The sequence below is a fragment of the Pseudomonas sp. 5.2 genome, from assembly GCF_059025405.1.
Genome location: NZ_JBYBHH010000004.1, coordinates 17812 through 36344, shown reverse-complemented (window position 1 = coordinate 36344; position 18533 = coordinate 17812). Strand labels below are relative to the sequence as shown.

General features: G+C 63.3%; 14 protein-coding genes. 6 read left to right on the top strand and 8 right to left on the bottom strand.

Translation table 11 applies throughout. The annotated features are described in order from the left end of the window. Window positions 1-21: 21 nt before the first annotated feature. From AC5PZ0_RS07970 to AC5PZ0_RS07950, 5 genes are all read right to left on the bottom strand, one after another. Window positions 22-2598 carry a TonB-dependent receptor gene (locus AC5PZ0_RS07970; RefSeq protein WP_493854634.1) on the bottom strand — a complete coding sequence of 859 codons (2577 nt, stop codon included), beginning with the start codon at window positions 2596-2598 and terminating at the stop codon, window positions 22-24. A gap of 213 nt (window positions 2599-2811) precedes the next feature. Then, window positions 2812-4365, bottom strand: coding sequence for an ABC transporter substrate-binding protein (locus AC5PZ0_RS07965; RefSeq protein ID WP_099429801.1), 1554 nt, complete (start codon window positions 4363-4365; stop codon window positions 2812-2814). A 4-nt stretch (window positions 4366-4369) separates the two neighbouring features. Next, window positions 4370-5569, bottom strand: coding sequence for an LLM class flavin-dependent oxidoreductase (locus tag AC5PZ0_RS07960; protein ID WP_186703476.1), 1200 nt, complete (start codon window positions 5567-5569; stop codon window positions 4370-4372). Between the two features lie 12 nt (window positions 5570-5581). Further along, window positions 5582-6805, bottom strand: coding sequence for a lipase family protein (locus AC5PZ0_RS07955; protein WP_493854633.1), 1224 nt, complete (start codon window positions 6803-6805; stop codon window positions 5582-5584). A gap of 11 nt (window positions 6806-6816) precedes the next feature. Then, complete coding sequence (locus AC5PZ0_RS07950) at window positions 6817-7890, bottom strand: ABC transporter substrate-binding protein (protein ID WP_493854632.1); 1074 nt, start codon at window positions 7888-7890, stop codon at window positions 6817-6819. Window positions 7891-8222: 332 nt separating this feature from the next. On the opposite strand from AC5PZ0_RS07950, the gene AC5PZ0_RS07945 reads away from it, so the two are divergent. After that, window positions 8223-9287, top strand: coding sequence for a sigma-54 interaction domain-containing protein (locus AC5PZ0_RS07945; RefSeq protein WP_099429798.1), 1065 nt, complete (start codon window positions 8223-8225; stop codon window positions 9285-9287). Window positions 9288-9431: 144 nt separating this feature from the next. On the opposite strand, the gene ttdB is transcribed toward AC5PZ0_RS07945, so the two are convergent. The 3 genes from ttdB to AC5PZ0_RS07930 are packed head-to-tail and all read right to left on the bottom strand — an operon-like array spanning window position 9432 to window position 12335. Continuing rightward, window positions 9432-10040 carry a L(+)-tartrate dehydratase subunit beta gene (gene ttdB / locus AC5PZ0_RS07940; protein WP_027593743.1) on the bottom strand — a complete coding sequence of 203 codons (609 nt, stop codon included), beginning with the start codon at window positions 10038-10040 and terminating at the stop codon, window positions 9432-9434. Next, complete coding sequence (ttdA, locus tag AC5PZ0_RS07935; RefSeq protein ID WP_027593742.1) at window positions 10037-10936, bottom strand: L(+)-tartrate dehydratase subunit alpha; 900 nt, start codon at window positions 10934-10936, stop codon at window positions 10037-10039. Before ttdA ends, ttdB begins: the two co-directional genes overlap by 4 nt. A gap of 49 nt (window positions 10937-10985) precedes the next feature. Beyond that, window positions 10986-12335 carry a dicarboxylate/amino acid:cation symporter gene (locus AC5PZ0_RS07930; RefSeq protein WP_265967397.1) on the bottom strand — a complete coding sequence of 450 codons (1350 nt, stop codon included), beginning with the start codon at window positions 12333-12335 and terminating at the stop codon, window positions 10986-10988. 192 nt (window positions 12336-12527) lie between these two features. On the opposite strand from AC5PZ0_RS07930, the gene AC5PZ0_RS07925 reads away from it, so the two are divergent. The 5 genes from AC5PZ0_RS07925 (at window position 12528) to AC5PZ0_RS07905 (ending at window position 18512) form a co-directional block, all read left to right on the top strand. Beyond that, window positions 12528-13454 carry a LysR family transcriptional regulator gene (locus AC5PZ0_RS07925; RefSeq protein ID WP_275750549.1) on the top strand — a complete coding sequence of 309 codons (927 nt, stop codon included), beginning with the start codon at window positions 12528-12530 and terminating at the stop codon, window positions 13452-13454. A gap of 110 nt (window positions 13455-13564) precedes the next feature. Then, window positions 13565-14074: a sigma-70 family RNA polymerase sigma factor gene (locus AC5PZ0_RS07920; RefSeq protein ID WP_493854631.1), complete on the top strand. Its 510-nt coding sequence runs from the start codon at window positions 13565-13567 to the stop codon at window positions 14072-14074. Window positions 14075-14077: 3 nt separating this feature from the next. Further along, window positions 14078-15025, top strand: a complete 948-nt coding sequence (locus tag AC5PZ0_RS07915; protein ID WP_493854630.1) for a FecR domain-containing protein — start codon at window positions 14078-14080, stop codon at window positions 15023-15025. A 327-nt stretch (window positions 15026-15352) separates the two neighbouring features. Next, the gene (locus AC5PZ0_RS07910) at window positions 15353-17830 is read left to right on the top strand and encodes a TonB-dependent siderophore receptor (RefSeq protein WP_493854629.1); all 2478 of its coding nucleotides are present in this window, start codon (window positions 15353-15355) and stop codon (window positions 17828-17830) included. Between the two features lie 202 nt (window positions 17831-18032). Continuing rightward, complete coding sequence (locus tag AC5PZ0_RS07905) at window positions 18033-18512, top strand: cysteine hydrolase family protein (protein WP_027593733.1); 480 nt, start codon at window positions 18033-18035, stop codon at window positions 18510-18512. The last annotated feature ends 21 nt before the right edge of the window (window positions 18513-18533 follow it).

The following is an 18533-nucleotide window of genomic DNA, read 5'->3' as shown; positions in this document are numbered from 1 at the left end:
GCCTTTTATGTTGAGGAAGGGTCAGAACTGGTAATCGACCTGGGCCAGCAAGGTGCGCCCAGGCATGGGTTGCAGGAAGGTGTTGGTCGAGCCGGCCAGGCCACTGACGAAATTCAGTTCGTCGGTGACGTTGAGCATGCGCAGCGTCACGCCCCACTGTGGCTGGCGGTAATACGCGGCAAGGTCGAGGTTGTATTCGTCGGGCACCTTCACCGTCTTGCTCAGGTTCAGGTACCAGCTGCTGGTCCACCAGCCAGAGAGCTCCACGCCGAACCCGGAATCGAAGCGGTAATCGACATAGCCGCCGGCGTTGTACTCAGGAATCTGCACCGCATCGAACTTGCCGGACGGGCGCTGGTTGAGGCTGTTGTTGTCGCCGAACACGGTGCCGTTGTCGGGGATGAACCCTGCTGAGGCGAACCCGGCCTGGCTGGTGAACTCGTTGTAGGCACTGATGCGGCTGAGGTTGAGGCCGCCGCGCAGGTGCGGGTCCTGGTAGCGCAGGGTTGCTTCCCAGCCTTTGACGATCAACCGGGCGATGTTGTTGTTGCTGTCTGGCGACTGGTCGCGCGCCTGCTTGTAGGCGGCCAAGGTGAAGAACAACCGGTCGGGCATGGCTTCGACCTTCAGCCCCACTTCGTGCAGCACGCTAAGGCTCTCGAACGCCAGCGGGTTGAGCTGGTTGGCCCCAGCGCCACTGCCCCAGCCCAAACCATTGGTGAAGAACCCGGTGTTGACGGCGAGGGATCGGTCGAAGGTGTAGTACAGGGTGCTGTTGTCGGTGGGTTTGAAATAGGGGCTGACCTGTACCGAGAACAACCGGTAATTGTCCGAGTCCTTGCGCGGGTTGCCGCCCGCGAGCACGAAGGGGTTTTCGATACGGGCATCGATCCAGCTGCGGCTGGCCCCCACGTTCAGCCCCACGCGCTCGCCCAGGCGCAGGTTGTGCTGGCTGAACAGGGTTTGGGTGGTCCAGGTGCTGTCGGCGGTGTAGGGCGCCACCGATTCAGCGTACAAACCGTGCCCTGCCGGGTACATGGCGGGCAGGTTGAGCCAGCCATAGTAATTGGACAACTGTGGCGCGCCGGGCTGGCCGATCCAGGCTCCGTTGCCACCGGCGGGGTTGCGCCCACTCAGGCCAAGCAGGTCGCCAGGGTTTTTCAGCGTCGGGTCGAGGGTGAGGTCGTAGGCGTTGATGGTGGAGCCAAAATTGTTGTTGGCGGCGATCGACTCGTTGGTCTCGCGGCGGTAGATCAGCCCGCTGTTGCTGTCGTCGACCAGCGTCAGGCCGCCCAGCTGCCATTGGCCACGGGCGCGGAACTCGAAGCGGTTGTCGAAGATGTCGTCCTTGCCCTGCACCTGGAACGCGCCCACCGCGTCGGTGGTGTCGGTGGAGTGCTGGTAGAAAGTGCTGTTGGCCAGGGTGATCGACGGGGTCAGGTCGCCCTCGACGCGCAGTTGTGTGGTGAAGCGCCGCGAGCGGTTCTGGTCCTGCGCGCGCTGGCCGGTCTGTGACGACAGCGAGGCCTGGCCATTGCCTGCCAGCGACGGGTCGTACACCCAGCCGCGCAAGCTGCCTGGGCTGGCCTGGGTATTGGGTGAGGCGCCCTGGAAGCTGCCATCGACCACCTGGTACTGGCCCTGCGCGTTGCGCTGGCGCTGCACCCAGCCGAGTACCTGGGCATCGCTGGCACCCGATGACAGCACCGGCGACCACAGGCTGTTGCCGTTCTGGATGATCGGCGTGGCGCGCCCGGCGTTGTACCTGCCGTGGTCGACCAGGTCTTGGGTGGCGCGGTTCCAGCCGTGGGTGATGTTGTAGTCGTAGTAGTCGTCGTACGCGGCGTTCCAGTCCACCCGCAGGTTGTCGTTGCGCCAGGCGAGGGCGCCGTAGAACGCGTCGAAGTTGTTGTCGACGTTGTCGTAGAAGGTTTCCTGGCGCTGGCGGGTGATGCTGACCCGGTAGGCCAGGCTGTCACTGAGGGGGCCGGTGTTGTCGATGCTGAATTGGGTGGCATCGCGTGATTCGCCGTCGGGGATCCAGCTGCCGATTTCGCCACTCAGGCGGGTGCGGAAGCGGTTGAAGTCGGGCTTCTTGCTTAGGTAGTTGATGTAGCCGCCGCTGCCACTGACCGAGCCGTAGGTGACCGACGAGGGCCCGGCGACAATGTCGGCGCCTTCGTAGGCGTTGAAGTTGGCGGGGTGGCGTACGCCGTAGGCGCGTTGGCCATCCTGGAACACCTCGGAGCTTTGCCCGCGCATCTGCGGGGCGATGCCGGTGTTCTGGCCGCCGCCACGGGTGATGCCGGGGGCGTACTTGACCAGGTCGTCCGAGCTCTGGATCGGGTCGCGGGCCAGTTGCTCGGCGTTGATCTGGGTGACCGCGCGTGGGGTGTCGAGGACTTTGCTTTCCAAGCCGCCGTAGATCGAGGCCGGTGGGCGCGTGGGCAGTGCGTCGTCGTCGGCCTGTTCGGCTTGGACGGTGACGGTTTGCAGTTGGGTGTCCTCGGCGTAGGCCAGCGGTACGCTGGCGGCCAGGATGGCCAGTGCCAGGGCGCTGGGCTGGAATGTCGGGTGCAGCAAGGCAACGCGGAGCATGGGGCTGAGCCTCGTTCTGTTCGGAAATGGGAAAAGCGAGGGCGCAGCCGCGCCTGCGGTTATTGGGTGCCTATGGCGACTGCCGGGGGCGCTATGCGCCCCTTGTGGGAGCGGGCTTGCCCCGCGAATACGGGCAAAGCCCGTGCCATCCACTCGGGGTACCTGCTTCGCGGGGCAAGCCCGCTCCCACAGAAGATTGTGCTGGCCCAGCGTTTAGCGCTTGAGCCACAGGCTCTCGAACCGCCAGGTACTGAACAGCGACTGCTCCGCCTGCGCCCCACCGACCCGTGTGCTGACACTGTCGAGCAAGTCGGCAAAGCCCCAGATCAGCATGCCGCCCCGTTCGTACTGGATGCGTTGGGCGCGGTGCACCAGGGCTTTGCGTTTTTCAAGGTCGGGCTGGGCCATGGCAGCGAGGAAGGCCTCGCTGAATGCCGGGTCGTGGAAGTGGGTCTTGTTGGCCACGGCGAACGGCGCGTCGGTATGAATGGCGCTGGCCAGAAACGGCGCACCGATGCTGCCCCCAGTGCTCAACGTCCAGTCGTCGCGTTGCGGCCCCTGGAACGTCGCCAGGTCGACTTGGCGCACCGTGATCGTCACGCCGATGCGCCGTGCCTGTTCGGCCAGCACCAGGGCCGAGGCAAGCCCAGGCCCTGGGGTCGTGACCAGTTCCACCTGCAGGCCTTCGTGGCCCGCGTCCTTGAGCAATTGCGCCGCCCGTTGTGGGTCATGCGGCCGTGGCCCGAGGCTGTGGTCGAAGGTGGGGTCGAAAGGGGCGTACAGGTCGTTGGCCACCCGGCCCTGGCCATTGAGTGCCCGGCGCACCAAGTCCTCTCGGTCTGCCAGCAGGCGAAACGCCTCACGCACCCGCGGGTCGTCGAAGGGCGCTTTGGTGGTGTTCATGTCGAACGACAACCAATTGCCGCTCACCGACTTCAGCAGGCGCAGGCGTGGGTCGGCCTGCAGCACTTGCAGGTGCTCGGTGGACATGACGTTGGCCATGTCGATCTGCCCGGCGCGCAAGGCCGCCAGGCGGCCGGTCTGGTCCTTGAAGTCGATGATCTCCAGTTCATCGGCATACGGTTTGCCGGGCTTGTAGTAATTGTCGAAACGGGTGAACAGCGAGCGCTGGCCCGGGGTGAAACTTTTGAGTTTATAAGGGCCGGCACCGACCGGGTTGGTGACCGGGTGGTAGTCCACCGGCACGATGCCGCCGAAGTTGACCCACGTCTCGGGCAACGGCAGGTAGCTGCGGCCTTCGCGAAAAGCCAGGCGCACGGTGCGATCGTCGAGCTTGACCAGATTGTCGCGGTCGACCCAGTGCAGCAGCGCCGCATAGGGCGAGGCCAGCTGCGGGTCGGTCAGGCGCCTGATGGAGAAGATCAGGTCGTCGGCGTCGATGGTCTTGCCGTGGTGAAACTCCAGCCCAGGCTTGAGCCGCAACGTCCAGCCGCTGGCGTCGGCATTGGGCTCGGCGAACTCGGCCAGGGCCAGGCGCGGCTGCATCTGCTCGTCCCACTCCCACAGCTTGCTGTACAAGGCAAAGCCGCGGACGATGCCGCTGCCGACCGGTTTATGGGCGTCGAGGTTGCCGCTTTGGTTGCCATCGATGATGCCAAGACGCAGGCGCCCGCCATGGCGTGGCTGGTCGGCGACCGCGTCGCCAGGGCTGTCGCTTGGGCCACAGCCCGCCAGCAACCCGCCGGCCAGTACGCCGGCATGGCCAATGAAGGCGCGCCGGCTCAATGGGTAACCGTCCCAGGCCATGGCGTCAGCCCCCGTTGCTGGCGTGCAGTTGCACGGGGGTGGGCGCCGGGCGGGCGAGGGCGGCGCGCTGGCCACGGAAGTGCGGCAAGATGTGCTCGCCGAGGCGGTAGGCTTCTTCCAGGTGCGGGTAGCCGGCAAGGAAGAACAGGTCGATGCCGATGCCGTGGTACTCGCGGATGCGCGCCACCACGTTGGCATAGCTGCCCACCAGCGCGCAGCCTGGCGGGATGCCGATATAGCCGAAGCCGGTCCACACGTTGGGGTGGATGAAGAAATCGTCGAAGGCCTGCTGCTCGTCCTTGTCGCTGTAGCCGTGCTCGTAGCTCAGCTTGCGTGCGGTGCGCAGGCCCGCGTGGGCGGCGCGGGCCTTGACCGTGCCCTTGGCCACGCCTTCGTCGAAGAAACGCTTGGCCTCGGCCCGCGCGGCCTCTTCGGTCTCGCGGGCAATCACGTCGATGGACAGGCCAAAGCGAATGTCGGTACGCCCCCACTTCAGGGCGCGGGCGCGGATGTCGGCGATCAGCGCGGCGATCTCGTCCGGGTGTTCGGCACGCATCAGGTAGAAGTCCGCATGCTTGGCGGCGAACTCGCGCGCGGCCAGCGAAGAACCGGCGGTGCAGATCAGCGGCAGCTCGGCTTTTTTCAGCGGCCCGCGCAGCCCGCCGCCCTCGGCACGGTAATAGGTGCCCTCGTAGTGGAATTGCTCGTTGTGCCAGTAGCCGCGTACCACGTCCATGAACTCGGTGGCGCGGGCGTAACGTTCGTCGTGGCCCTCGAAGTCGCCGACCTGGCGCTGGATGGCGTCGGAGCCGCCGTTGATGATGTTCCATACCAGCCGGTTGCCGGTGGCGCGCTGGTAGGTCGCGGCCTGTTGCACGGCTACCCAGGGCGTGTAGTGATAGGGCTGGAACGCGGTGACGAACTTGAGCGTGCGGGTTTCCCGTGCCAGCAGCGAGCACACGGTCCACGGCTCTTCGCCGGTGGGCGCATTGACCATCAGTGCGCCGCCGAAGCCGTTGATTTCCGCAGCGCGGGCGATTTGCCCGAGGTAATCGATGTAGGTGAAGTGATCACCTACCGCGAACCCGGAAACCGCACCGCTGCTGTCGCCACCTGCGTGCCAGTCGCCGCGGTTGCGTGGGTCGCCAGGCAGGTACTGGGTTTCGCCATGCAGTGGCAGGCGGGTGAAGAATTCGATGCTCATGGGGTGGCCTCCTTACTGGACGCTGGGGCTGCAGTTGGGCGTGACTGGCTGGCCGCTGATGACCTGGCGGGCGAAGGGGATCGAGTCCTTGAGCGAGGCGTTGACCGTTTCGCTATGGCCCAGGCCTTTGTACAGGTGGCCCTGCACCACCGAGCCGGCCTTGCAGGCATCCTGCATCAGTGCAACCTGGGTCGCGGCGGCAGGGGTCTTGTCCTCGGCGCCGGTGCCGATGAAGATCGGCTGGGCCAGTTTGAGGGTGGGGTACGACACTTGGGCCAGCCACGGTTTGAGCTGGTCGCCCTGGTAGTCCTTTTTGGCGTTGGCGGGGGTCAGGCCGGTGCCGACCACATCACTGACCAGTGCCGACAGGCAACTGGTGCGCGCCTGCTCGAACAGCGGTAGGGCCTTGTCGGTGTAGAAGTCGCGCGGGTCGATGCTCGGGTCGTACTGCTGTGCGGCGAGCAAGGTGTAGAAGCCGTAGGCCAGGGCCGGGTCGACCTTGTTCTGGTCCTGCTCACCGACGTTTTTCGACCCCACGGTGTAGATCACGCCGGTGCCGATGCTGCCCTTGATCCCCAGTTTGGGTGCATAGGTTGCGGCATAGGCACCGGCTGCAAAGGCACCAGCGCCACCCTGGGATTGGCCGATGATCAGGACCTTGTCAGCCAGCCCCGGTACGCCGGCGACCACGGCCTTGGCGGCATCGAGAATGCCGTAGGCGGCCATGCGGTTGTTCAGCAGCGGGTGGCCACCGGGCACACCCAGGCCTTGGTAGTCGGTGGCGACGATGGCATAGCCCTCTTCGAGCCAGCGGTTCAGGTACTGCACATCGCGGTAGGAACGCCCGGCCCAGGACGGTGCGCAAATATCCGCCACCCCGACGGTGCCGTGGCCCCAACTGGCGACCGGCCAGCCACCGGCGGGCGCCGGGCCCTTGGGAATGAACAGCGCGCCAGAGACCACGATTGGCGTCTTGCCGTCGATGCCGTCCAGCGAGGTGTAGAGGATGCGCTGGGCACTGGCGGCGTTGGGCAAGCTCAGCGCTGAGTCCAGCGGCTCGCTGCGCAGCAGTTTACCGGGGGTGGCCGGGATTGCCTTGGACCAGGTGTAGAAGCTCGAAACGCGGCCGTCGCCTTGTTGCGGGTCGGGTTTGGGGGCGTAGGTGTCGGCGGCCAGGGCGCCAATGGAAAAGGCCAGGGCACTGAGGCCGAAAACGATGGAAACAGGCAATTTCATGGAAGATGTTCTCAAGGTTGTTGGCTGATTTGAGCGTCCAGGGACGGCCAATAGTGGGTGAGCTGCAGGTCGATCAGCGCCTGGCGGGTGAAGCCTGTGGCCAGGTCGCTGCTGATGTCGTAGGGCGTGCGGATCAGGCGGTTGGCCAAGGCGTAGTGGCCCAGGGCGTCGTAGTGGGCTTTGAGTTGGGCATCGCTTTTCGGCGCCCAGCGCGCTTTCCAGGCCACCGGGTCGTCCTGGTCATCGCGGCGCAGCACGCTTTCGGCCACCCCGGCGCGGGACGACAGCGCGTAATAGGCGTCGCGGTTCTGCGCTTGGGAGATCCACCAGGCCGCGCGCACCCAGGCCGTGGCCACCAGCTGCGTGAGGTCGGCGTGCTGCTGCACGAAGCGGTCGGTGCCCCACAGGTCGGACACCAGCCGCCAGTCGTTGGCGCCTTGCTTGGTCGACCAGAGGATCCGCGCCACGCCTTTGTCTTCCAGGGCGTAGGCTTCGTTGAGCAGCACGGCGGCATCGACCTTGCCGGCCGACACGGCGGCGGCACCGACCTGCGGGTTGAGGTTGGCGATCTTGAAGTCGGTCAGCTTGAGGCCCTGGCTTTCCAGGAAGTTGCTGAAGGCAAATTCCCAAGGCCGCCCGCGGTGCAGGGCCAGGCGCTTGCCTTTGAGGTCCTGGATGCTGCGCACCGCAGAGCCGCTGGGCACCACCAAGTAGATGTTGTTGCCGCTGCCACCCGGCACGATCAGCTTGCCGGGCACTTGGCCGGCGCCAGCGATGACCGAGGGCAGGTCGCCGCGTACGGCGAAGTCCAGGCTGTCGTTGCTGAAGCCTTCGTTGATTTGTGGCCCGGCGCCGGCGTGGGGCAGGGCGGTCCATTGCAGTTTCACGCCGCGGGCGGCCAACTGCTGTTCGAGCCAGCCGTCTTCGATCACCCGCCCCGGGATGCCCCCGAAGACCGACGCGCCGCCTTGGGTGAAGGCAACGATGGCGATGCGCACCGCTGCCGGTGGCTCGGCGGCCAATGTGGTCAGGCTGAGTAACAGGCCGCCCAACAGGGCCAGGCCGTGACGCCAGAGTGTGTTCATGTGCGGCTCCAAACAAGGGTTCAACAGGTCTGGGCCGCGTGCTGCAGCGAACCAGGCATTGCCAGGCCAGGAGCGAAATGCATGCCAGTCTTTGAAAAGGTGGCTGCAGGCCTTTAACGGCGGGGCCTTCAGCACATGGGAGGGGCGCGGAGTGGAGCCCAGCCTGCTGATCGGCACGCAGGGCAGTGCTGGCGCGTTGCTGCTGCAGCAGCAGTCGGCTGCTGGAAAATCAAATATTCAAAAATGGAATATATAAAGATGAATTAATAATTTTTTGATCTAATTTGTTTCGGGCACTATGGGGCTGCGCGTCAATTGCCAGGAATGCCCCCATGTCGCTGATCACCCACCCTAATGCCCGAGAGCTGACCAAGTCGGTACGTGCCACCGTGCTTGTGTTCAAGGACCCTCGCTCCCAGGAGCTGCTCAGCCGTATCGAGCGCCTGGCGCCCAGCGAGGCCAATACCCTGATCATCGGCGAAACCGGAACCGGCAAAGAACTTGTCGCTCGCCACATCCATCAGCTGAGCCGCCGTGGCCGCGAACCGTTCGTGGCGGTGAACTGCGGTGCCTTTGCCGAAACCCTGGTGGAAAGCGAACTGTTCGGCCATGAGAAAGGGGCGTTCACCGGTGCCACCTCGAACAAGGCCGGTTGGTTCGAGGCGGCCAATGGCGGCACGCTGTTTCTCGACGAGATTGGGGACCTGCCGTTGAACATGCAGGTGAAGTTGCTGCGGGTGCTGCAGGAGCGCGAAGTCGTGCGGCTGGGCTCGCGTACACCGATCCCGATCAACGTGCGCCTGGTAGCCGCAACCAACGTCAACCTGGCCGACGCCGTGGTGGCGGGGCATTTTCGCGAAGACCTGTTCTACCGCCTGCACGTCGCCACCATCCGCCTGCCGCCGCTGCGTGAGCGGCCCGGCGACATTCTGCCCTTGGCCGAATTTTTCATCGAAGAGCATTGCCGGCGCCTGGGTTATGAACGTGCGTCGCTCAGCCCGGATGCCGAGCGCAAATTACTGGCCCACAGCTGGCCGGGCAACATCCGCGAGTTGGAAAACGCGATCCACCATGCCTTGCTGGTATGCCGCTACCAGGTGGTAGCGCCCGCAGACCTGCACTTGGTGGACATGAGGCCGCAAGGTGCGGCCCAGGTGTATGCCACGCAGGCCAACGCCCCGGCCGCGCTCGCGGCGCCGCCTAACCTTGAAAGCGCCTTGTTGGCGTTGTTCGAGCAGAACGTGCCGAACCTGTATGAGCACATCGAGGAGACGGTGTTCCGGGCGGCGTATCGGTATTGCCACGGGAACCAGCTGCAGACCGGGCGGTTGTTGAACATCAGCCGCAACATCGTGCGGGCGCGGCTGGAGAAGATTGGCGAATTGTCGAAGGCATGAGGTGCTTGTATCGGGGCTGCTGCGCAGCCCATCGCCGGCAAGCCTGGCTCCCACAGGTACTGCACATGGCTTGAGGTCTGTGCAGTCGAGGTGGGAGCCTGGCTTGCCGGCGATGGGCCGCATAGCGGCCCCGATTTGGCGCGGTTATTTGATAAAGCGAACCTGGCTGTTGATCTTCTCGATCACCGCCCCTTTGCGCGCGTTGAAGCGGGCCTTGTTCTGTTCGAACAGGTTATTGCCCTTGGTGTCGATGGAAATGATCAGCGGGCCGAACGCCCGTACCCGGTTGACCCACAGGGTTTCAGGCATCCCCAGGTCTTGCCACTCGGCACGTTCGATCTCTTCTACCTGCGTTGCAGCCAGCACCGCACAGCCCCCTGGGAACACCGCATGCACGGCTTTGTTTTCCAGGCAGCCAGTGGTGGTTTCCGGCCCCATGCCGCCTTTACCAATAATCAGCTTGACGCCGGTTTGCTCGATGAACTGCTTTTCGAACTTCTCCATGCGCATGCTGGTGGTCGGGCCAATGGACACCATCTCGAAACTGCCATCGTCTTTTTTGCGCACGATAGGCCCAGCGTGGAAGATCGCACCGCCGCGCAAGTCAACCGGCAACTCCCGCTTGAGCTCGATCAAACGACGGTGCGCGACGTCGCGGCACGTCACCAACTGGCCGGTGAGATAAACCACGTCGCCGACATTGAGGTTGGCCAGGTCTTCGTCTTTGATCGGGGTGGTCAGGATCTTTTTCACAGTACTACCCCTTCGTGCGAGAGGATGTCGTAGGACAGGTCGGCGTTGATGCGGATCTTGCCGCGGCGGTGCGCCCAGCAACCGGTCGATACCGCGACGCCAATGGTCGAGGGGTGACGCGCGGAAGACTCGATGTTCACGCCCATGACACTGCTGTTGCCAGTCAGCCCCTGCGGGCCGATGCCGATTTCGTTGAGGCCATCTTCCAGAAGCTTTTCCATCATGGCGGCGCTTTCGTTCGGGTGGCTGGAATCGACCGGGCGCAGGATCGCCTTTTTCGACAGGCGCGCAGCGGTCTCAACCGAGGTCGACACGCCAACGCCAACCAGCAAGGGCGGGCACGCATTGACGCCTCGCGAAGTGATCACGTCGAAGACGAACTCGGTGACCCCTTCATAGCCCTGGCCTGGCATCAGTACCTTGGCCGAGCCTGGCAAGGTGCAGCCACCACCGGCCATGTACACATCGACGATGGCGTAGTCGGCATCCGGGATGATTTCCCAGTCCAGCCACGGGATCTTCGAGCCGGTGTTGGTGCCGGTGTTTTTCTCGATGAAGGTTTCTACCGCGTTGTGGCGCAGCGGGCCCTTGATGGTGGCCTCTTTGGTGGCGTTTTCCAGAATGCCTTCAAGCTCGCTCAGTAGCGGGAACCTGGCCCCCGCCGAGATGAAGTACTGAATGACCCCTGTGTCCTGGCAGCTGGGGCGGTCGAGCTTGTCGGCGTATTCCTGGTTGTCGGCCATCGAGTCATACACGGCGATGGCCAGTGGGTTGGTTTCTGCGGCGCGCAGTTTTGCGGTTTTCTCCTTGACGTCTTTGGGCAGGCGCTTGCCGATATAGGCGGTGAACTTCGCCATCACGTCGGTGAGCGATGACACGGCTGATTCTTTATCCACGGTTTTTTCCTCACTGCATCACAAGGCTGATTGTTCGATGTCTGCGTTTTCAGGGGGCCAGGGTGCCGCTGGTGCTGGCCTCCCTGTGTAGAAGCGGGGTGTGTAGCTGAGCGGCCTCAGGTTTTTCGGGTTCTGCGGGTAGCTGGCCGTCCAGCACCTGGGCCATGCGCGGTTTGTCCAAAGCGCCAACCCAGTGCGCGATGGCCACGGTGCCGACGGCGTTGCCGATGGTGTTGGTGATGGCGCGGGCCTCGGACATGAAGCGGTCGACGCCCAGCAGCAGCACCATGCCGGCCACCGGGATGTTGTCCATGGTTGCCAAGGTCGCGGCCAGGGTGATGAAGCCAGAGCCGGTCACACCTGCAGAGCCTTTGGAGGTCAGCAGCAGCACGCCCAGCACGATCAACTGGTCCATCAGCGTCAGTGGCGTGTTGGTGGCCTGGGCGATGAAGATGGCCGCCATGGTGTAGTAGATGCATTGCCCGTCCGGGTTGAAGGTCAGGCCGGAAGGGATCACCAGGCCCACCACCGGTTTGGACACGCCGACCTTCTCCAGCTTGTTCATCAGTTGCGGCACCACCGACTCCGATGAACTGGTGCCCAGTACGGTGAACAGTTCTTCCTTGAGGTACTTGAGGAACTTCCACAGGCTGAAACCGGACAGCCGAGCGATGGCGCCCAGCACAATCACCACGAACAGGAAGCAGGTCAGGTACATGGTTGCCATCAGCTTGCCGAGCGAGACGATCGAGCCCAGCCCGTACTTGCCGACGGTAAATGCCATTGCACCGCAGGCCGCGAGCGGCGCCACGCGCATGATCATGCCGACGATGAAGAACATGCCGTGGGAGAACGCTTCAAGCACATCGACCATCGGTTTGCCGCGCGGGCCCAGGTGCGAGAGGGCGATGCCGAACAAGGTCGAGAACAGCAGGATCGGCAAGATCTCATTCTTGGCAAAGGCATCGGTCACGCTGCCGGGGATGACATGCAACAGAAAGTCGATGAACCCGCCCGAGCTGTTTGCAGCTGCCGCGGTGTAGGTGGAAATGCTTTTGGCATCGAGGGTGGCTGGGTCGACGTTCATGCCTTGCCCAGGCTGTACAAGGTTGACCACGACCAGGCCCAGCACCAGGGCAAAGGTGGACAGTACTTCGAAGTAGATCAGCGCACGCACGCCCACGCGGCCGAGCTCTTTCATGTTTTCCATTTTGGCGATGCCCAGCACCACCGTGGCGAAAATGATCGGTGCGAAGACCATCTTGATCAGTTTGATGAAGGCATCGCCCACCGGCTTGAGGTCGGCGCCGACCTGTGGCCAGAACACCCCGATCAGTACCCCGAGGGTTACCCCGATCAGCACCTGCACGTACAACTTGCCTAACACTCGCTTGGCCATTGCCGTCTCCGAATTATTGTTGTGAGTCGGTTCTTGTGGCGGCTGGGCTTATCGGTGGCGGCAGGCAACACCTGGCCGTGGCAGCTCGATAGCCCAGATTTCTTAGGGTTAATCACGCAGGGCCAAGGTAATGGTTTTTCAAAAACCGTGTAATACAATGAAATTCAACTCATTGTTTCCTTCAGGTTAATTATGAACCCAGTGTCCGAGCTGGCCTTTTTCACCCAGCTCATCCGCGTGGGCAGCCTGGCTGCCACTGCGCGTGAGATGAACCTGACCCCACCTGCGGTCTCCAAGCGCCTGGCGCAATTGGAACAGCGGCTGGGCGTGCGGTTGCTCAACCGCACCACACGCAGCATCAGCCTGACCGCCGAGGGCGAGACCTACCTGGTCAATGCCCGGCGCATACTGGGTGAGATCGAGGAGATGGAGCGCCAGGTGTCCAGCAGCCGCGCCGAGCCCAAGGGCCTGCTGCGGGTCAATGCGCCGTTGGGCTTTGGCCGTACCCATGTGGGGCCGGCGATTTCATCGTTTGCCAAGCGTTACCCCGAGGTGGAGGTGCAACTGCACCTGACCGATCGGCCCATCCAGCTGCCTAATGACGCAATCGATGTGGCCATCCGCTTTGGTGAATTGCCCGACTCGCGCCTGATCGCGCGCAAGATCGCAGCCAACCGTCGCAGGCTGTGTGCCGCGCCCAGCTACTTGGAAGCCTGCGGAACACCCGAGGTGCCCAAGGACCTGGCTGCACACAATTGCATCGTGTTACGCCAGAACGATGCCGCCTTCGGCATTTGGCGCTTGAGCCGTGGCAAGCAGTCAGAATCGGTCAAGGTGCGTGGAAGCCTGAGCACCAACGATGGTGAGGTGGCGTTGAACTGGGCGTTGGAGGGGCAAGGCATCCTGATGCGGGCCGAATGGAACCTGGCGGACCACTTGCGCAGTGGGCGCCTGGTGGAGGTGTTGGGTGATTACCAGACACCGCCGGCGGATATCTACGCGGTTTACCTTGAGCGTTTGAACCTGTCCGCGAAGGTGTCGTGTTTCATCGAGCACTTGAGGGCGTTTTTTAAAAGCCATGCCGATGGGCCGGAAGACAGCTTGGCGGCATGGCAGTAGCGGCATGAATGAAGTCATGAATGATGTCGCGTGAATGAAGAGTTGCACAGCGTTGGATGGCTCATGTTAAATGAGAGTCATTATTAAAGACGTCCTGACCGGTTCACCCCATGTCCTGCGCTGACCCTTCCCTGCAAAAAACCGTGCATACCCTCTACGCGGAACACCATCCCTGGCTGTGCGGTTGGCTCCGCAACAAGCTCGGGTGTGTCGAGCATGCGGCGGACCTGGCCCAGGACACGTTCATACGCGTGCTGACCCTGCGCAAGGCGGCTGAGCTGCGCGAGCCACGGGCGTACCTCTCCAGCATCGCCCGTAGCCTGATGATCGACATGTTCCGCCGCCGTGCTGTTGAACAGGCCTACTTGGAAACGCTCGCCGCCCGCCCCGAGCAGGTCGAAGTCTCGCCCGAGGCGCGCACGTTGATCATTGAAGCGTTGATGGAAATCGACCGCCTGCTCGACGGCCTGGGCGCCCGCACCCGGGAGATTTTCCTGATGGCCCAGTTGGATGGCTTGAGCTATGTCGAGATCGGGCGGCGCCTGGACATTTCGGTTACCACCGTCAAGAAGCATGCAGTGCGGGCACTGACCCATTGCCTGATGCTGGCTGAGGACTGAACCGTGGCCGGGGCCCCGCCACTGGATCGGAACGTGCTCGAAGCCGCGGCGAGTTGGTATGTCGAGTTGCGCTGCGATGCCGATGAACGTACGCGCGCCGCGCATCAGCGCTGGTTGCTCAGCGATCCACTTCACCGGCAGGCCTGGGAGCGCCTGGCGCGCTTGCAGGGCACCTTCGAGCACGTGGCACCAGGCATCGCTCGGCCAACCCTGAGCAGTGCCAGGGCCAAGCGCCGCGAAGTGCTCAAGGTGATGTCGATTGTGCTGGCTGCGGGTGGGGCAGGGGGGCTGGCCTGGCACGAGGGGGGCATCGCGCGGTTGATGGCCGACCAACGCACAGGGGTTGGCGAGCGCCGTTCGCTGCGCCTGGAGGATGGCAGCCGCTTGCAGTTGAACACCGCCACCGCTGTCGATATCCGTTACACCGCCCAATGGCGCGCCTTGCACCTGTTGGGCGGGGAGATCCTTGTGCAAACCGCGCGCGACGCGCAGGCCCGAGCGTTCATCGTGCACACCGAACAAGGCAGCATTCGCGCCCTGGGCACGCGTTTTACTGTCCGCTGTGATGCTGACGTCACGCGGGTTTGCGTGCTGGAACATGCCGTGGAGGTACGCACGGCGCACTCGCTGGCGGCCGTGCGTGTCGAGGCCGGTCAGCAGCTAATCTTTCGCGCGGATGAAGCCGGCCTGGTGCAGCCCGCGACAGCGCTGGCGGATGCCTGGACCCGCGACATGTTGGTGGTGGACGACTGGCGCCTTGCCGATGTTGTCAGCGAACTGCAACGTTATCGGCCCGGCCATCTGGGGTGTGACGCGGCCGTGAGCGAGCTGCGCCTGTCCGGCGCGTTTCAGCTGGGCAATATCGATACTGCCCTGGACAACCTCACCCGCACCTTGCCGGTACGCATTCGGCGGTTCAGCCGGTTCTGGACGCGGGTCGAGGCTGTTTGAGGGCTTAGGGGGGAAGGTGTTCGCTCAGCATTTTCAGCGCCTATGAGATCGAGCGCCGCCCGCGCGGCGCTTCGCAGCACAAGGCTGCTCCTACAGTTGTTTCGGGCCAGTCGCGCCTGTGCGCAGGAATAATTGGCCCGAAAAAATGTAGGAGCAGCCTTGTGCTGCGAAACGCCGCGTGCGGCGCTCGATATACGCCTCACCTCAAAACCAAAAGCAGGCACTCTTTTACCCAAGGGGGGTTATCGATTTCAATTCTCATTCGACTTGTTAAGTAGAGGCGCATCAGACGCCGTAAAAAACTGCCGCAGGGCGAAAGGAATACCCATGCTCCCTTCAGACACTCGCAACCCCGTTATCCTCATCAACTGTGCCAAAAACCCAATGACGCGGGCGGTCAATCGCGCGCTGTTCAGCATCGCGCTCGCGACGCCTCTGGCTGCGGCGATGATCGCCCCGCCAGCCATGGCCCAGACCCGTGTCGAAGCCGCATTCGACATCCCGGCCGGCCCGCTGGGCGCTGCGCTCACCCAATTCGCGGAGGCGGCGGGGGTGACCGTGTCGTTCGAACCGTCCTACGTGCAGTCGTTGAAGTCGCCAGGCTTGCATGGCCGCTACAGTGCCGAGGCCGGCCTGCGCCAATTGCTGGTGGGCAGCCAGTTGCAGGTGCTGCGCCAGGCCAACGGCAGCTATTCGCTATTGCCCATGGTCGGGGATGCGTCGACGCTGCAACTCGACAGTACCAGCATCACCGGCACGTCCGTGGAGTCGGCCTACGGGCCGGTAACCGGTTATGTCGCCACCCGCAGCGCGACGGGGACCAAGACCGATACGCCGATTCTGGAAATCCCGCAGGCTATCAACGTCGTCACTGCCGACCAGGTACAGGCCCAGGGCGCGCGCAACCTGACCCAGGCATTGCGTTATACGCCGGGGCTGGCAACGGGGGGGTTCACCGATCGCAACAGCATTGCCGACGAAATCACCAGCCGCGGCTTCGCCCCGACCCCGTTGTACCTGGATGGCGCGTACCTGCCGTATGCGGGCAGCCTGGGCGGCGCGCCACAGATCGACCCCTATACCCTGGAACGCATCGAGGTGCTCAAAGGCCCATCGTCGGTGCTCTACGGGCAAAACCAGCCGGGCGGGCTGATCAACATGGTCTCCAAACGCCCGACCCGCGAGCAGCGCAACCAGGTCAAGCTGGGTGCCGGCAGTTACAACCGGGTCAACGGTGCGTTCGACACCAGCGGCCCATTGGATGAGCAGGGCGCGTTCACCTATCGCCTGGTCGGTGTGGCAGACAAAGGCAACGAGCAGGTGGCGCACACCCACAGCGAACGCCTGCTGCTGGCGCCAAGCCTGACCTGGGCGCCGAACGAAGACACCGCCCTGACGGTGCTGGCACAGGTGCAGCGCGACGACGGCCTTGCCGACTACCAGTCGCTGCCGATGATCGGTTCGCTCAAGCGTGGCCCGACGGGCCAGCGCATCGACCGCGACTTCTTCTCGGGCGACTCGCACTACAACGATTACAAGCGTAACCAGTACATCTTCGGCTACGACTTCAGCCACCGCTTCAGCGATGACCTGGCGGTACGTTCCACAGCGCGCTACACCGATGTGCGTGACCGCTACAAAGGCTTCTACCTGCGCAGTTTCGTTTCGGACGACGAGGGGGTGGATTACACCCGGGCCAACCGGGTCAAGCTCGACTGGCGCCAGCACAATATCGCCTACACCCTCGATAACAATCTTGAGTACAAATTCAATACCGGCGCGCTGCAGCACACCACACTGGCCGGCGTGGACTATCGCCACTTCTCCCGCAAATACGATGGCTATAACGCCTACAACGTGTTGCCCGTCGACCTCTACGGCAAGAACAACTACGACACCAGCAGCGTGACCCCTGTGCTGGACACCCAATGGGACAATACCGTTCGCCAGACTGGGGTGTATGTGCAGGACCAGATCAAGCTCGACCAGTGGATCTTGACCGTTGGTGGCCGCCAGGACTGGGCAGAAATCGACAACAAAGACCTGCTGGCCAAAAGCATCGCTTCACAGCGTGACAACAAGTTCACGGGCCGTATCGGCCTGACCTACGTCACCGAGTTTGGCCTGGCGCCTTACGTCAGCTATTCCCAGTCGTTCTTGCCGACACTGGGCACGGACAGCGCCGGCAAGTCGTTTGAGCCGACCGAGGGTGAACAGTACGAAGTGGGGGTTAAGTACCAGCCGGTCGAGGGCACCTTGCTCACCGCGTCGGTGTTCCAGGTCAAGCAGAAGAACGTGTTGACCCAGGACGACGACAACCCCCAGTACCAGGCGCAGGACGGTGAGGTGCGCTCGCGTGGCGTTGAACTTGAACTCAAGTCCACCCTCGACAACATCGACGTGCTGGCGGCAGCCACCTACATCGACTCGTTCTACACCAAGAGCAACTACGGCGACCAAGGCAACCGCAGCGAGTCGCAGGCGCCGGTATCGGCGTCCCTGTGGGTGGATTACCACTTTACCCAGGCCATGCTCAACGGCCTCACCTTCGGCGCAGGTGCCCGCTACACCGGCCGTAAACCGGGTGATTCGTCCAACTCGTTCGACGTGCCGGCCTACGCGGTGTATGACGCTACCGTCAGCTACGACCTGGGCAAATTCGACGCGAGCCTGCGCGGTTTGCAGGCCAGCCTGAATGTACAGAACATCTTCGACCGCGAGTATGTGTCGGACTGCAACTACGCGTTCGGTTGCTATTACGGCCAAGAGCGCGTGGCGTCGGTGGAGATGACCTACGATTGGTGATCGGGGGGTAGCCATGACTGAATTCGAGGTGGTTGGGGCAAAGATGGAAGCTGCATGGATCGCGGGGATGGCTAGAAGTATCAGACCTTAGCATTGCATCGGCGGTAGCCTCGATGCGGGCCATGCAGGCACTGTTTTCAGCAAACCGCAGTGCTGGCACCACGTTATACTCGGCGCTTTTTGCCCATGGCCGGAGACCCTTATGCGCCAGGTTTTGCTCATCGTCGATGTTCAATCCACCTTCAGCCCGCCCGAATGGCTGGTCGACGGTTTGCGGCGGTTGTCGGCGAATATCCCGACCATCGCCTCGGTCGAACTGCACGATGAGCAGGCCACGCCGTTTCAGCGTCAGTTGGGCTGGCACCCGGCAGCCGAGGACGAGAGCCTGGTCGAAGCAGACCAGGTGTTCGTCAAGCATGGCTACGGGCAGACCGTCGAAACCCTCGAATACATCAAGCAACTGGGCGTGGAGCGGGTGCTGGTGTGCGGCATGCAAACCGAAACCTGCGTACTGGCTGCAGGCTTTGCGCTGTTCGATGCGGGGCTCACGCCAACCCTGGTGACCGACATGACGGTAGGGTCGTCGCTGGACAGGTCCGGGAAAATGGGCATTGACCTGTGGAAGCACCACTTCCGCCAGGTGACGACGTCTGCCGAGGTGCTGGCCGCGCTGGCGATGTGAGCACAGTAAGTGCAATCATTT

Bases quoted from the DNA above. Each gene is read 5' to 3' on its own strand.
- AC5PZ0_RS07920 (WP_493854631.1), top strand. From the start codon at position 13,565: ATGTCCTGCGCTGACCCTTCCCTGCAAAAAACCGTGCATACCCTCTAC.
- AC5PZ0_RS07930 (WP_265967397.1), bottom strand. From the start codon at position 12,335: ATGGCCAAGCGAGTGTTAGGCAAGTTGTACGTGCAGGTGCTGATCGGG.
- AC5PZ0_RS07960 (WP_186703476.1), bottom strand. From the start codon at position 5,569: ATGAGCATCGAATTCTTCACCCGCCTGCCACTGCATGGCGAAACCCAG.
- AC5PZ0_RS07910 (WP_493854629.1), top strand. From the start codon at position 15,353: ATGCTCCCTTCAGACACTCGCAACCCCGTTATCCTCATCAACTGTGCC.
- AC5PZ0_RS07950 (WP_493854632.1), bottom strand. From the start codon at position 7,890: ATGAACACACTCTGGCGTCACGGCCTGGCCCTGTTGGGCGGCCTGTTA.
- AC5PZ0_RS07955 (WP_493854633.1), bottom strand. From the start codon at position 6,805: ATGAAATTGCCTGTTTCCATCGTTTTCGGCCTCAGTGCCCTGGCCTTT.
- AC5PZ0_RS07925 (WP_275750549.1), top strand. From the start codon at position 12,528: ATGAACCCAGTGTCCGAGCTGGCCTTTTTCACCCAGCTCATCCGCGTG.
- AC5PZ0_RS07945 (WP_099429798.1), top strand. From the start codon at position 8,223: ATGTCGCTGATCACCCACCCTAATGCCCGAGAGCTGACCAAGTCGGTA.
- AC5PZ0_RS07965 (WP_099429801.1), bottom strand. From the start codon at position 4,365: ATGGCCTGGGACGGTTACCCATTGAGCCGGCGCGCCTTCATTGGCCAT.
- AC5PZ0_RS07970 (WP_493854634.1), bottom strand. From the start codon at position 2,598: ATGCTCCGCGTTGCCTTGCTGCACCCGACATTCCAGCCCAGCGCCCTG.
- AC5PZ0_RS07905 (WP_027593733.1), top strand. From the start codon at position 18,033: ATGCGCCAGGTTTTGCTCATCGTCGATGTTCAATCCACCTTCAGCCCG.